We start from the raw sequence: 13,526 nt of genomic DNA, 5'->3' as shown, positions 1-13,526 counted from the left end.
TTCAGGCGATGGCCCCGGCCGCCTTCAGCTCGGCGATCCGTTCGGCGGAGTAGCCCAGACCTTCGAGCACCGCCACGGTGTCGGCACCGAGCGCCGCGCCGATGTGGCGAGGCGCCGGCAGGCCGGCGGAAAACTTGATCGGACAGGCCATCTGCGCCTGGCTGCCGCCGTCCGCCAGCGGCACCCGGGCAACCAGCCCGCGCGCCTGCAACTGCGGGTGTTCCAGCGCCTCGGAGAGCGGCAGCAGCGGCTCCACGCAGGCATCCAGGGCGGCGAACACCGCCTGCCATTCGGCGAAGTCGCGTTTCTCGAACTCCATCTCGATCTCGCGCTTCAGCGCCCGCTGCTCTTCCGGCTTCGGCGACAGGCCGCGGGCGGCCAGTTCCGGGCGGCCGATGGCGGCGCAGAATTGCTGCATGAACTGCGGTTCCAGGCTGCCCACCGAGAACCAGCGGCCATCGCGGGTGCGGTAGTAGTCGTAGAAGCTGCCGCCGTTCAGCGCCAGCGCCTCCATCTCCGGCTCGACCCCGGCCGCGAGATAGCCGGCGCCGGCCATGCCGTTCAGGCTGAAGGCGCAGTCGGTCATGCTGATGTCGACGAACTGCCCCTCGCCGGTCTGCTGCCGGTGGATGACCGCCGCCAGCAGGCCCATCACGCCATGCAGCGAACCGCCGGCGAGGTCCGCCAGTTGTACCCCCAGCGGCAACGGGCCACGTTCGCGGCGCCCGGTGTAGCTGGCGACGCCGGCCAACGCCAGGTAGTTGATGTCATGCCCGGCGCGCTCGCGGTACGGCCCGGTCTGGCCGTAGCCGGTGATGGCCACGTAGATCAGCCGCGGGTTCGCCGCCTTCAGCGCCTCGTAGCCGACGCCGAGCTTGTCCATCACCCCCGGACGGAACTGTTCGAGGACGATGTCGTATTCGCGTACCAGCTCCAGCACCACCTCGCGTGCGCCCTGCCGCTTCAGGTCGAGGCCGATGGAACGCTTGTTGCGGTTCAGGTAGGCATGACTGGCCGAGGTGCCGTCGACGTGCGGCGGCAGCACCCGCACCAGGTCCATGCGCCCGGGCGACTCCACGCGCAGCACGTCGGCCCCCATGTCGGCCAGCAGCAGCGAGGCGAACGGCCCCGGCAGCAGGGTCGAGAAATCCAGCACTTTCAACGATGACAACGGGCCTTTCATGCTCCCTCCTCTGGGTCGCCGGGCATTGGTCGGGATCGCCTGCCGAGCAGCCTATCCACCCGCCGCGCGGCGCGACATGGCCGTGGCGTCAGAGCTTCATGCCGCGGCTGATGATCTCTTTCATGATCTCCGAGGTACCGGCGAAGATCCGCTGGATGCGGGCGTTGGCGTACATCCTGCAGATCGGATACTCCCACATGTAGCCCCAGCCGCCATGCAGTTGCACGCCTTCGTCGACCACCTTGCCCAGCAGCTCGGTGGTGAACAGCTTGGCTTCGGCGGCGACCTCGGGGGTCAGCTTCTTCTGGTTGTGGTCCATCACGCAGCGGTCGGTGAAGACCTGCGCCACGTCGATCTGGGTACGCATTTCGGCGAGCTTGAAGCGGGTGTTCTGGAAGTGCGCCACCGGCCGGCCGAAGGCCTGGCGCTCCTTCACGTAATCGATGGTCGCCTGCAACGCCGCCTCGGCCCCGGCCACCGCGCCGCAGGCGTTGGTCAGGCGTTCCTGGGCGAGCATGTTCATCAGGTAGAAGAAGCCGCCCTTGGCGTCGCCCAGCAGGTTTTCCTTCGGCACCCGCACATTGTTGAAGAACAGCTCGGCGGTGTCCTGGCTCTTCATGCCGAGCTTCTTCAGGTTGCGCCCGCGCTCGAAGCCTTGCATGCCGCGCTCCACCAGGAACAGGCCCATGGCGTGCTTGTTCGCCGGATCGGTCTTCGCCGCGACGATCACCAGGTCGGCCAGCAGGCCGTTGGAGATGAACACCTTGGAGCCGTTGAGCAGCCAGTGGTCACCCTTGTCCACCGCGGTGCTGCGCATGCCGGCCAGGTCGGAGCCGGCGGACGGCTCGGTCATGGCCACGGCGAGGATGGTCTCGCCACGGACGATCCCCGGCAACAGGCGGGCCTTCTGCTCGGCGCTACCGTATTCGGCGATGTACGGCCCGCACAACGCCGAGTGCAGCGGGATCATGAAGCCCGGTTCGTTGATCCGCGCCAGCTCCTCGCACATGATCTGCTCGTAGCGGAAGTCCTTGAGCCCGGCGCCACCGTACTCCTCGTCCGCCCAGGGCAGCAGGAAGCCCATCTCCCCCGCCTTCCTCCAGACAGCGCGGTCGACCACCCCGGCCTCTTCCCAGGCGTCCTGGTGCGGTACCACCTCTTTGTCGAGAAAGGCGCGGAAGGCATCGCGGAACAGGTTGTGTTCGGTCTCGAAGATCTGCCGTTGCATGTACGGGGACTCCCTGCGGTCAGTGGTTCCGCAGGGTAGGCGGCGCCGGCCGGCGCCCTCAATGACGCGAGCGCTCAGGCTCGGTTGACCGAATCGGTCAGCTACCAGTCCATGCTCGCCGGCTGCACGCCCGGGTGGGACGGGAACAGCGGCAGCACCTCCTCGGCCAGTTCCTGGATGACTTCCGCTGCCGGCCTGGCGGAGAACTGGATGCCCAGGGCGGCATGGTTGACGCCCGCCGCACGCCATTCGCCGAGCAGCTCGATCAGGCCGTTGCGCCCGGTGCGCAGGACGTAGCCGCCGTGCAACGGCGTACGCGGATACGCCGGGTCGTCCACCAGGTCCAGCCATTCGTTGGTCATGTGCGGGCGGAACCCGCCGTCCGCGATGGACATCCTCCAGGCGCGGATCTTCCCGGCCAGGCGACGTGGTCCGGACGCATCGACAGTCGACTCCGGATAGGTCAGCCAGCCATCCGCCTGGCGTGCCAGCCAGTCCGCCGGCTGCCGCGCGGAGCCGGTGACGACCAGCGGGATGGCGCCGGCCGGCGGACGCGGCAACAGTTCGGCGTCGTCCAGCGTACCGAGCGGCGAGGCGACGTGCCGGCAGCCGTGCAGCAGTTGGCGCAGGTAGTCCAGGCCCTGGGCGAACCGCTCGCCGCGCTGCGCATGCTCCAACCCGTAGGCGGGGAACTCCACCGGCCGGTCGCCGGAGGCGAGGCCCAGCACCAGGCGTCCGCCGGACAACCGGTCGACGCTCGCCGCGGCCTTGGCCAGGTCGACCGGTTGGCGCAGGGCAAGCACCGCGCTGCCGGTGGCCAGGGCGATACGGCGGGTCCGCGCGGCCAGATAGCCAAGGTAGGTGAACGGGTCGAACACTTGTCCGGCATCGCCGAAGCGTGGGTCGAACAGCGGTACGTCGCGTACCCAGACGGCGGCGAATCCCAGTCGATCGATTTCTTCGACCAGCCGCGCCTGGCCCAGCAGCACCCGCATGTCGCCCTGGTAGAAACGCAACGGCAGGAACAGGCCCAGGGTCAGCGCGTCTGCGGCGAACATGCGCCGATAGCCAGGGTGCCCGACGAAGGCCGGCGCCGAGGCGCCTTGCAGCAGGGCGCTCATGGACCCACCGCCGGTTCCGGCAGGAGGATCCCGCGCTGCACCGCAGGCCGCAGGGCCATGCGCCGGTGCCAGTCGTCCAGGTGGCGATAATGGCTGAAGTCGAAGTCGACGATCCGCGCCGTATGGGTCCAGCCGAAGGTGGCGATATCGGCGATGGAGTATTGCTCACCGGCCAGCCAGGGCCGTCCGGCCAGGCGCTGGTCGAGGGTGGCGAAAACCTCCTCGGAGAGCCGCCGATAGCGTTCGATGGCCGGCGCGTACCGCTCTTCGGCGAAGATCTCGAAATGCACGCGCTGGCCGAGGATGGGGCCCATGCTGGAAGCATGGAAAGTCAGCCAGGTCAGGGCCTCCCAGCGTTCCCGGGGGGCGTCGGGAAGCAACCGCCCGCTGGTCTCCGCCAGGTACTGCAGGATCGCCGCCGACTCGAACAGGGTGATGCCGGCGGCCCGGTCTACCAGCACCGGTATCCGGCCATGTGGATTCAGGCGCAGGAATTCCGGGCGGCGTTGCTCGCCATGGTCGATGCGAACGTGGTGCAGTGCGTAGGGCAGCCCCAGTTCCTCGAGGGCGATGGTGATCTTGAATCCGTTGGGTGAACTGTCGCTGTAGAGCTGGAGGGAAGGCATGGCAAGTATCCTTGCAGCGCTGGACTATCCGGCGCCTGGGCGATGGGGGCGGCGCCGACCGGGGAAACCGCCTCGGCCGCTTCCCGCACACCGAAGAAAGCAGCTAGGCTAAAGTCTCTCGTTTCGCCACACATGCTGAAGCCCAGGTCGGCGGATGAAAAACGATCCTTTCTACAACCTGTTTATAGAAAAACTGAATTCATGGGTGCCGTCCTCCCGCTCCTCGCGCTACGCGCTTTCGTCGAAACCGCCCGCCATGGCAATCTCACCCGCGCGGCCGCGGCCATGGGCGTCACTCCCGGCGCGGTAAGCCAGCAGCTCAGGGCTCTGCAGGCGCGCACCGGCGTCGTCCTGTTCCAGCGCTTCAGCCATGGCATGCGCCTGACGCCGGAGGGCGAGCAGGTCTATCCCGGCCTCCGCCAGGCCTTCGAGCAGATCACCGCGAGCCTTGCCCAGCTGGAGGCGATCAATGCCCGCCAGACCCTCACGGTCAGCACCGAGCCCTCCTTCGCCGCCACATGGCTGGTGCCGCGCCTCGGTCAATTCAGCGCGTCGCACCCGCAGGTGGAAGTCCGCGTGGAGGCTACGGCACTGCTCGCCGACCTGCGCCGGGAACGAATCGACGTCGCCATCCGCCACGGGCTCGGCGACTACCCCGGACTCGACGTGCAGGCGCTGATGGCCCCGCCGCTGATCCCGGTGGCCAGCCCGCGCCTGCTGGCGGAAGGCCCTGAGATCCGCGAAGCGATCGATTGCCTGGCCTACCCGCTGTTGCAGGAGTCGGAGCGCAATGACTGGCGCCTGTGGCTGCGGGCGATGGGGGTGGAGGACGACCCGCGCAGCGAGAGAGGTCCGGCTTTCGCCGACGACCTGCTGCTGGTTCGCGCCGCCGAGGCCGGCCAGGGTATCGCGCTGGTACGGGAGATCCATGCCCGCGCCGAGATCGCCAGCGGCCGCCTGGCGGTCGCCCTCGAGCGGCCCTGGCCGAGCCGCTTCGCCTATTACGCGGTGAGCCTGCCAGGAGCGGCGCAACGAGCACCCCTCTCGCTGTTCCTCGCCTGGCTGCGCGAGCAGGCCGCTGCCGAGGCATAAAAAAACCCGCCACGAGGGCGGGTTCGAAGGGCGGCAGGGAGCTCTTCACTTCCCCCTGCCGAACAGGTTTGAGCTTAGACCGCTTCGCGGCCGCCCACCGGAATATCGCTGGCAGGCGACGAAGCGTTGCCCTCGCCGGCCAGTTCGCGCTGCAAGGTGCCCTCGTCGAGCTGCTTGCACCACTTGGAAACCACTACCGTGGCCACGCCGTTGCCGACCAGGTTGGTCAGCGCGCGGGCTTCGGACATGAAGCGGTCGATGCCGAGGATCAGCGCCAGACCGGCGACCGGCAGGTGGCCGACGGCGGAAAGGGTCGCGGCGAGCACGATGAAGCCGCTGCCGGTGACGCCGGCGGCGCCCTTGGAAGCGATCAGCAGCACCAGCAGCAGGGTGATCTGGTGGGTGATGTCCATCGGCGTATCGGTGGCCTGGGCGATGAACACCGCGGCCATGGTCAGGTAGATCGAGGTGCCGTCGAGGTTGAAGGAGTAACCGGTGGGAATCACCAGGCCGACCACCGACTTGTTGCAGCCGAGCTTCTCCATCTTGTCGATCATCCGCGGCAGGGCCGACTCGGAAGACGAGGTGCCCAGCACGATCAGCAGTTCCTCGCGGATGTACCTGATGAAGCGCAGGATGCTGAAGCCGTGGGCGCGGGCGATGCCGCCGAGGACGATGAGCACGAACAGGATGCAGGTGATGTAGAAGCACAGCATCAGTTGGCCGAGCTGCACCAGCGAACCCACGCCGTAGGCGCCGATGGTGAAGGCCATGGCGCCGAACGCGCCGATCGGGGCGACCTTCATGATCACGTTGATGATGTTGAACATCACGTGGGAGACGCGCTCGATGAACTCGAACACCGGCTTGCCGTAGCTGCCCAGGCGATGCAGGGCGTAGCCGAAGAGCACGGAGAAGAACAGGACCTGGAGGATGTCGCCGTTGGCGAACGCGCCGACCACGGTGCCGGGGATCACGTTCATCAGGAAGTCGACGGTGCTCTGCTTCTCGCCGGCAGCGGCGTAGGCAGCGATCTTGCTGGTGTCGAGGGTGTTCGGGTCGACGTGCATGCCGGCGCCCGGCTGGACCACGTTGACCACTACCAGGCCGATGATCAGGGCCACGGTGGAGACGACCTCGAAGTACAGCAGCGCCATGCCGCCGGTCTTGCCGACCGACTTCATGCTCTGCATGCCGGCGATGCCGGTGACCACGGTGCAGAAGATGATCGGCGCGATGGCCATCTTGATCAGCTTGACGAAGCCGTCGCCGAACGGCTTCATCGCCACCGCCGTTTCCGGGTACCAGTGGCCGAGCGCGATACCGATGGCGATGGCGACCAGAACCTGCACGTACAGGCTCTTGTAGAAGGGTTGTTTGGTCATGGGCAGAGTCCTCACGGGGGCGCTTCGCCAGTTCCCTGGAACGCGCTCACCGGTAGCGTTACCCCCCTTGCTGGGGAGATTTTTTGTCGTGAACCGCCGCGGCGGAACCTTGCCCAGGCATTGCAGAGGCTGTGCCAGGATGCTCTTTCTCTAAATAAAATCCTTATATATCAACAAGTTAAATAAAAAATGAAAATTGCATAGCGGGCTAAGCGTGGCGGATTACCGCCCGGCGGGCCGGCTGTGCCGCGCGAGCATGGCGGGAGTCCGCCACCACCCTTGTCGTCTTCCGGGTGGCGCCCTACCATCGCCGTTCCAACAACAAGGACGCCGCCATGCGTGAGCGCACCATCGCCAGCCATTTCGTCCGCGCCGCGTTGCGCGGGGCCACGCGCCAAGGCCTGGACGGCCCCGCCCTGTTGCGTCGCGCCGGCATCCAGCCGGCCCTGCTGGACGAACCGCGGGCACGCATCGCGCCGGAGCAGTTCACCCGCCTGATGCAGTTGCTCTGGGAAGTGCTGGACGACGAATACATGGGCTTCGGCGAAGTCCGCAGCAAGCGCGGCACCTTCGCCATGATGTGCCACACCCTGATTCATTGCCGGACCCTGGAAAAGGCCCTGCAGCGCGGCGAACTGTTCTACGGCCTGTTCCCCCAGGCGCCGCTGATCCACCTGCGGCGCGAAGGCGACCTGGTGCGCCTGAGCCTCGAGGAACGCCACCTGTCGGACCCGGATCACTTTCTCGCCGAAAGCCTGCTGGTGATCTGGCACCGCCTCGCCAGTTGGCTGATCGGCCAGCGCATCCGCCTGGAGGAAGCCACCTTCAGCTACCCGGCGCCGGACCACCAGGCCGAGTACGACCTGCTGTTTCCCTGCCCCCGGCGGTTTTCCGCCGGCTGCACCAGCCTGCTGTTCGCCGCCCGCTACCTGGGCATGCCGCTGCTGCAGGACGAACGCACCCTCAAGCAGTTCCTCCAGCACTCTCCCGCCGACCTGCTGGCGCGCCCGGACGGCGGCGACAGCCTGACCAGCCAGATCCGCCGCCTGCTCGGCCGCGACTGCCGGCGCTGGCCGGACCTCGACCAGGTCGCCCGCCAGCTGCACATGAGTTCGCAGACCCTGCGACGCCACCTGCGCGAGGAAGGCGGCAGCTTCCAGCAACTCAAGGACCACCTGCGCCGCGACCTGGCGATCTACCACCTGGGTCGGGACGAGCTGTCGATCCAGGACATCGCCGAGCAGCTCGGCTTTTCCGAGCCCTCGGCCTTCCATCGCGCGTTCAAGAAGTGGACCGGCCTCACCCCCGGCGCGTACCGGCACCAGGCGGAAGCCTGAAGCTCAGCCCAGCTCCTGGCGACGAAGCCCGCTGCGCAGTTGGTCGAGCACCGTGGCGAACGGCTGTGGCCGCCCGACCGCGTAGCCCTGGGCGAAATCCACCCCGAGGCGCGCCAGGTGATCGAGGATTTCCCGGCTCTCGACGAACTCGGCCACGGTCACCGCGCCCAGGCGGTGGGCGATCTGGTTGATGGAGTCGACGATGGCCTGGTCCACCGGGCTCTTGTCCAGGTTGCGGACGAAGCTGCCGTCGATCTTGATCACGTCGACGACGAAATTCTTCAGGTAATTGAAGGAACTCAGGCCGGAGCCGAAGTCGTCCAGCGCCACCTTGCAGCCGAGGTCGCGCAGCTTGGCGACGATCCGCGAAGCCACCGACAACTGGTTCATCAACGCCGTCTCGGTCAGCTCGAAGTACAGGCGCTCCGGCCTCAGCGGCGAGTGTTCGATGCGATCCAGCAGGTAAGGCAGGAACAGCGGGTCGTTGAGCGAGTTGCCGGACAGGTTGATGCCGATGCTCAGGCCCTCCACCGCGGCGATCCGCGCGCCGAAGTTGATCAGCGCCTCGTTGATCACCCAGCGGTCGATGCTGGCCATCAGGTTGAAGCGCTCGGCGGCCGGGATGAAGGCGCCCGGCGGAGTCATCTGGCCATCCGGATCGTACAGTCGCAGCAGCAGCTCGTAGTGCCGGTCGCCGTCGCGGCGGGGGCCGACCGGGACGATCTCCTGCGCCTGCAACTGGAAGCGGTCGTTCTCCAGGGCCTCGCGCAGCCCGCTGGCGAGGAGTATGTCGCGGTGCTGGCGCTCCACTTCCTCATGGCCGAACTGGTACACCGAAACCCGGTTGCGCCCGGCATGCTTGGCCGCGTAGCAGGCCACGTCTGCCTGGCTCATCAGTTCGCTGGTGCTGCGCGAGGTGGCGGTAAGGGCGGTGATGCCGATGCTCGCGCCCACGTCGTAGAGCCGCCCTTCCCAGGGGAAGCGCACCGAGCAGATCTGCTCGATGAGCTTGCTCGCCACCTGCTCCGCCTCCGCCAGGTCGCAATCGAACAGCAGCAGGCCGAACTCATCGCCGCCCAGCCGCGCCAGGGTGTCGGAGGCGCGGGTGCGGTCGGCGAGAATCCGGCTCAGCTCGCGCAGCAGCATGTCGCCCGCCGCGTGCCCGGCGGAATCGTTGACCACCTTGAAGCGGTCGAGGTCGATGAAGCACAGCGCATGCTGGGTCGCCCGCTCCTGGGCGTTGGCCAGGGCGCGTTGCAGCTCCTCCTCGAACTTGGTGCGGTTGAACAGCCCGGTGAGGGCATCGTGGGAGGCGTGATAGCTCAGCTCGCGCTGCATCGCCCGGGCCTTGGTGACGTTCTGGAACACCAGCACGGTGCCGATGATCTCGCCATCGCGGGTGCGCACCGGCGCCGCGCAATTCTGGATATCGTGCTGCTCGCCCTTGCGGCTGATCAGCGTGGCGCCGTCCTCCAGGTAGAACACCCGGGTGTTCTGCAGGCAGCGTCGCACCGGGCTTTCCAGGGCCTCGCCGGTGTCGCTGTCGAGCACGTTGAAGACCAGTTCGTGGGGCGCGCCGATGGCGTCCTGCAGGGTCCAGCCGGTCATCGCCTCGGCCACCGGGTTCATGAAGGTCACGCGGCCGCCGGCGTCGGTGGTCAACACGGCATCGCCGATGGAATACAGGGTCACCTGCAGGCGTTCCTTTTCCTCGTGCAGGGTTTCCGCCAGGGTGCGGATCTCGGTGATGTCGCTGTTGATGCCGATCATCCGCACCGGACGGTTGTCCTCGTCGCGCGTCAGCGTGGCGATCGCCCGCAGGTGGCGAACCTCGCGGTTGGGGCGGACGATACGGAACTCGCAGTCGAATTTCTGCAACCCGCTGACGGCGCGCTCCAGCTCGCGCAGCACGCGGTCGTGATCCTCGGCATGCAGGCTCGCCTTCCACTGCTCCACCGTGGTCTCCCCGGGACCGCTGCGGATGCCGTACAGGTCGAACATGCGGAAATCCCAGTGCAGGCGGTTGCGTGCCAGGTCCCACTCCCAGATGCCGATCTGCCCGGCGTCGGTGGCCAGCTTGATCCGTTCGGCGAGGCGCTCGCGCTCCAGCTCGGCACGCTTGCGACTGTCGATATCCTCCACCTGGGTGACGAAGTACTGGGCGACTCCCTCCTCGTCGCGCACCAGCGACACGCTGATGCGCGCCCAGAAGGTTTCGCCGTCCTGGCGCAGGTAGCGCTTCTCCATCTGATAGGAGTTGATACGCCCGGCGAGCAGGTCGCGCACCAGGTCGAGGTCCAGTTCCAGGTCGTCCACATAGGTGATCTCCTGGAACGACAGCTCGCCCAAGCGTTCGGCGGAATAGCCGAGCATCCGGCACAGCGCCTCGTTGACCTTGAACAGCCGCCCCTCCAGCGACACCAGGGCCATGCCGATCGCCGAGAATTCCATGGCGCCGCGGAACTGCGCCTCGCCGATGGCCACCTGATGCTGCTCGCGGCGGCTGCGCTCCATGATCACCGAGACCAGGAAGGCGGGAATGAGGGTCAAGGCCATCGGCAGGTACAGCAGCGGCTCGCCGAAACGCTGCTGGGACGACTCGGGGACGAACACGCCGAGGGCGATCAGCACGGCGATGAAACAGGTGTTCAGGCAGCCGATCAGCGCGGTGCCGAACACGCTGGTGCTGGCGGCGGCCACCAGCAGCGGCAGGAGCACGTAGATGAAGGCGTAGGGCAGGCGCGTCAGGGCCACGAAGCTGATCACCAGGGTCACCAGCAGGAGCATCGCGTTGTCCACTCCCGCCCGCCCCGACAGAGCGTGACGCCAGGCCGCCAGGTTGCTGGCCATGCACAACGGCAGCAGCGCGAGCATGCCCATCGCATCGCCCACGTACCAGCGCGCCCACATTTCCGGGAAACGCCCCATGCCGAAGACGCTGACCAGCACCGCGCCCACCGAGGCACCGAGCAAGGGCGGGATCAGCGCGCCGGCCCAGAGCACGCGAACCGCCGAATGCAGGTTGAACTCGAAGTCCTCGCGCACCCGGTTGATGCGTAACAGCATCGCGGCGAAGATCGCTTCGCTCAGGTTGGCCGGCAGGAACGCCGCGCTCATCCACAGGCTGTCGCCATACAGGCGGTTGGCCGCCAGGTTGGCCACGGCGGAGCAGAGCAGGATCGCCGGCCACTGGCGCAGCGGCGCGCGCAGCAGGGCGGCGGTGAGGATCGCGTTGGGCAGCCAGATCGCCGCGATGGTGGCAGGCTGGCGCGACAGGTAGATGCAGGCCAGGGCGGCGAGAAAGAACAGCACACCGGCCTGGATGCCCGCCCACAAGCCCCTGTCGTCGGTTTTGCCACTGAACATCCGCTCGAATCCCCGGTACCTGCGTCAAAGGAACTGCGCCAGCCGAACAGACTTCAGCGTAGCGCGGAAACACCTCAGACGTAGGTAACGGCCGCCAAGTCTCAGACTGTAGCGAAACGTATGCGGAAGCAGGCGCCGCCCAGCTCGGAATCGTCCAGGCTCAGTTCGCCGTCGTAGCTCTCGATGATGTCCAGCGCCACGGCCAGGCCGATGCCCTGCCCCGGGTGCTGGGTATCGGCGCGCTCGCCGCGGCGGATGATTCGTGCGCGCTGTTCGGCAGGCACTCCGGGACCATCGTCCTCGACCCACAGCTCCGAGTAACCCGGCCCCAGCCGGGCGCCCACGCGGACCCGGCCCAGGCACAGGCGATAGGCGTTCTCCAGCAGGTTGCCGAGCAGTTCCAGCAGCGCGCCGCGCTCCACCGGCACGCTGAAGGACGGCGAGAAGTCCCGCTGCAGGCTTACCCGCTTGTCGCGATAGACCTTGTCCAGCGCGTCGCACAGGGTCTCCACCAGCGGCGCCAGTTGCTCGCGATGGCGTACCAGGCCGCTCTTGCGCAGGCTGGCGCGCTGCAACTGATAGCCTATCTGCTGGCTCATGCGCTCGATCTGGCCCTGTAGCACCCGCACCTGCTCGCGGTTGCCGGGCTCCTCGGCGAGCTGGTCGCCGACCCCCTGCAAGACCGCCAGCGGCGTCTTCAGACTGTGCGCCAGGTCGCCGAGGGAGTGGCGGTAGCGCTCGCGCTGCTTGTGCTCGCTGCGCAACAGGCGGTTCAGCGAGTGGGTCAGGCGCAGCAGCTCGCGCGGATGCTCCTCGCTCAGGCTCTCGCGCTCGCCGGATTCGATCTGGTCCAGCTCGGAACTCAACCCGCGCATCGCCCGGAAGCCCCAGGTCAGACCCAGCCAGAGCAGCCCGAGCAAGACCAGCAGGGCGCCGCCGAGCCACAGGTAGAGCTGCTCGCGGAACCCCTTGAGCAGGCTCTCGAACTCGCTGACCGATTGCATGGTGACGATGCTGTAGGCCGCCTGCTTGCCGCGCAGCAGGTCGATCTCGACGTCGAACACGAAGAACTCCTCGCCCTTCGCATCGCGGGTGGTGTGGAATTCGTTGCCGCGGCCGTCGTAGCGCGGCGTGTAGTTGATCGACTCGTCGGCCGCCGAGGTGGAGCGCCAGAGCAGATCGCCATTCTGGTCGTAGATATAGCCGAGGACCTTGGCCTCCGGCAGGTTGAACTCCTCCACCGGTAGGTGCTCGGGCATCACCAGGCGGCCCTTCTCCACCCGCGCCGCCGAGACCAGGGTCGCCACGTCGGCGGCCAGGCGCTGCTCGATGGTGTTCTCCAGGGCGATGCCGAAGGCCCGCTGCAGGGCCGGCAGCAGCGCCAGCATGAACAGCACCGCCAGGGCGGCGGCGCCGAGCATCAGACGGATGCGCAGGGAACGGATCACCGGCAGCGCTCGGTGAACAGGTAGCCCTGGCCGCGCACCGTATCGATCGGCTTGAAGCCGCCGCAGGCCTCCAGCTTGCGCCGCAGGCGGCCGACCAGCACCTCGATGACGTTGGCGTCGCGCTCCTCGTCGTCAGGATAGAGCTGCTCCATCAGGCGTTCCTTGGCCACCACCTGCTGGTGATGCCGCATGAGGTATTCGAGGATGCGGTATTCGTAGGCGGTCAGCGCCACCGGTTGCTCCTCGACCAGCGCCTGCTTGCGGTTCAGGTCGAGAACCAGGGGACCGGCCTCGATGGTCGACTGGACGAACCCCGAGGAGCGTCGCAGCAACGCGTTCAGGCGCGCTTCCAGTTCCTCGAACTGGAACGGCTTGACCACGTAGTCGTCGGCCCCGGCGGCCAGGCCTTCGACCTTGTCCTGCCAGTTGCCGCGGGCGGTGAGGATCAGGATCGGGAAGGACTTGCCCTGCGAACGCAGCTCGCGGATCAGGTCCAGGCCGCTCATGCCCGGCAGGCCGAGGTCGATCACCGCCAGGTCGTGGTGGTATTCGCTGACCCGGTAGAGGGCTTCCTCGGCATCCGGTACCGCGTCCACCACGTGCCCCTGTTCACCCAGGCGGGTATAGAGGTGGTGGCGCAACAGCGCCTCGTCTTCCACTACCAGCAGTTTCATGAGGTTCCTCCGGATGAGATGCGGCCGGACCTTCCGGCCCGGCCATCGAAGCATGCCCTCGCGGGC

General features: G+C 67.4%; 10 protein-coding genes. 2 read left to right on the top strand and 8 right to left on the bottom strand.

The window, feature by feature from the left end; genetic code table 11:
* Position 1 precedes the first annotated feature (1 nt).
* From HMPREF2914_RS15020 to HMPREF2914_RS15005, 4 genes are all read right to left on the bottom strand, one after another.
* Positions 2–1,183, bottom strand: coding sequence for a CaiB/BaiF CoA transferase family protein (locus HMPREF2914_RS15020; protein WP_003082450.1), 1,182 nt, complete (start codon positions 1,181–1,183; stop codon positions 2–4).
* An 88-nt stretch (positions 1,184–1,271) separates the two neighbouring features.
* Entirely contained in the window at positions 1,272–2,411 is a 1,140-nt protein-coding gene (locus HMPREF2914_RS15015; protein WP_003123130.1) for an acyl-CoA dehydrogenase family protein, read from the bottom strand.
* Positions 2,412–2,512: 101 nt separating this feature from the next.
* A complete protein-coding gene (locus HMPREF2914_RS15010; protein WP_003120555.1) occupies positions 2,513–3,532 on the bottom strand; it encodes an LLM class oxidoreductase in 1,020 nt (339 codons plus the stop codon).
* Complete coding sequence (locus HMPREF2914_RS15005; RefSeq protein ID WP_023092102.1) at positions 3,529–4,158, bottom strand: glutathione S-transferase family protein; 630 nt, start codon at positions 4,156–4,158, stop codon at positions 3,529–3,531. Before HMPREF2914_RS15005 ends, HMPREF2914_RS15010 begins: the two co-directional genes overlap by 4 nt.
* Positions 4,159–4,359: 201 nt before the next feature.
* On the opposite strand from HMPREF2914_RS15005, the gene HMPREF2914_RS15000 reads away from it, so the two are divergent.
* Complete coding sequence (locus tag HMPREF2914_RS15000; protein WP_003109209.1) at positions 4,360–5,250, top strand: LysR substrate-binding domain-containing protein; 891 nt, start codon at positions 4,360–4,362, stop codon at positions 5,248–5,250.
* 74 nt (positions 5,251–5,324) lie between these two features.
* On the opposite strand, the gene dctA is transcribed toward HMPREF2914_RS15000, so the two are convergent.
* Positions 5,325–6,635, bottom strand: coding sequence for a C4-dicarboxylate transporter DctC (gene dctA / locus HMPREF2914_RS14995; RefSeq protein ID WP_003082442.1), 1,311 nt, complete (start codon positions 6,633–6,635; stop codon positions 5,325–5,327).
* A gap of 335 nt (positions 6,636–6,970) precedes the next feature.
* On the opposite strand from dctA, the gene HMPREF2914_RS14990 reads away from it, so the two are divergent.
* On the top strand, positions 6,971–7,972 hold the full coding sequence (locus tag HMPREF2914_RS14990; RefSeq protein ID WP_003133812.1) for an AraC family transcriptional regulator: 1,002 nt from the start codon (positions 6,971–6,973) through the stop codon (positions 7,970–7,972).
* Positions 7,973–7,975: 3 nt separating this feature from the next.
* On the opposite strand, the gene HMPREF2914_RS14985 is transcribed toward HMPREF2914_RS14990, so the two are convergent.
* The 3 genes from HMPREF2914_RS14985 to phoP all read right to left on the bottom strand — a co-directional run bounded on the left by HMPREF2914_RS14985 (position 7,976) and on the right by phoP (position 13,460).
* Positions 7,976–11,338, bottom strand: a complete 3,363-nt coding sequence (locus tag HMPREF2914_RS14985; RefSeq protein ID WP_003086577.1) for a diguanylate cyclase — start codon at positions 11,336–11,338, stop codon at positions 7,976–7,978.
* A gap of 101 nt (positions 11,339–11,439) precedes the next feature.
* On the bottom strand, positions 11,440–12,786 hold the full coding sequence (phoQ, locus tag HMPREF2914_RS14980; protein WP_003082438.1) for a two-component system sensor histidine kinase PhoQ: 1,347 nt from the start codon (positions 12,784–12,786) through the stop codon (positions 11,440–11,442).
* Positions 12,783–13,460, bottom strand: coding sequence for a two-component system response regulator PhoP (gene phoP, locus HMPREF2914_RS14975; protein ID WP_003082436.1), 678 nt, complete (start codon positions 13,458–13,460; stop codon positions 12,783–12,785). The genes phoQ and phoP overlap by 4 nt, the downstream gene beginning before the upstream one ends.
* Positions 13,461–13,526 lie beyond the last annotated feature (66 nt).

The organism is Pseudomonas sp. HMSC067G02 (genome assembly GCF_001813485.1).
GTDB lineage: Bacteria > Pseudomonadota > Gammaproteobacteria > Pseudomonadales > Pseudomonadaceae > Pseudomonas > Pseudomonas aeruginosa.
The sequence above is the reverse complement of the archived record's forward strand: the minus strand, read 5'-3'. Positions and strand labels throughout refer to the sequence as shown.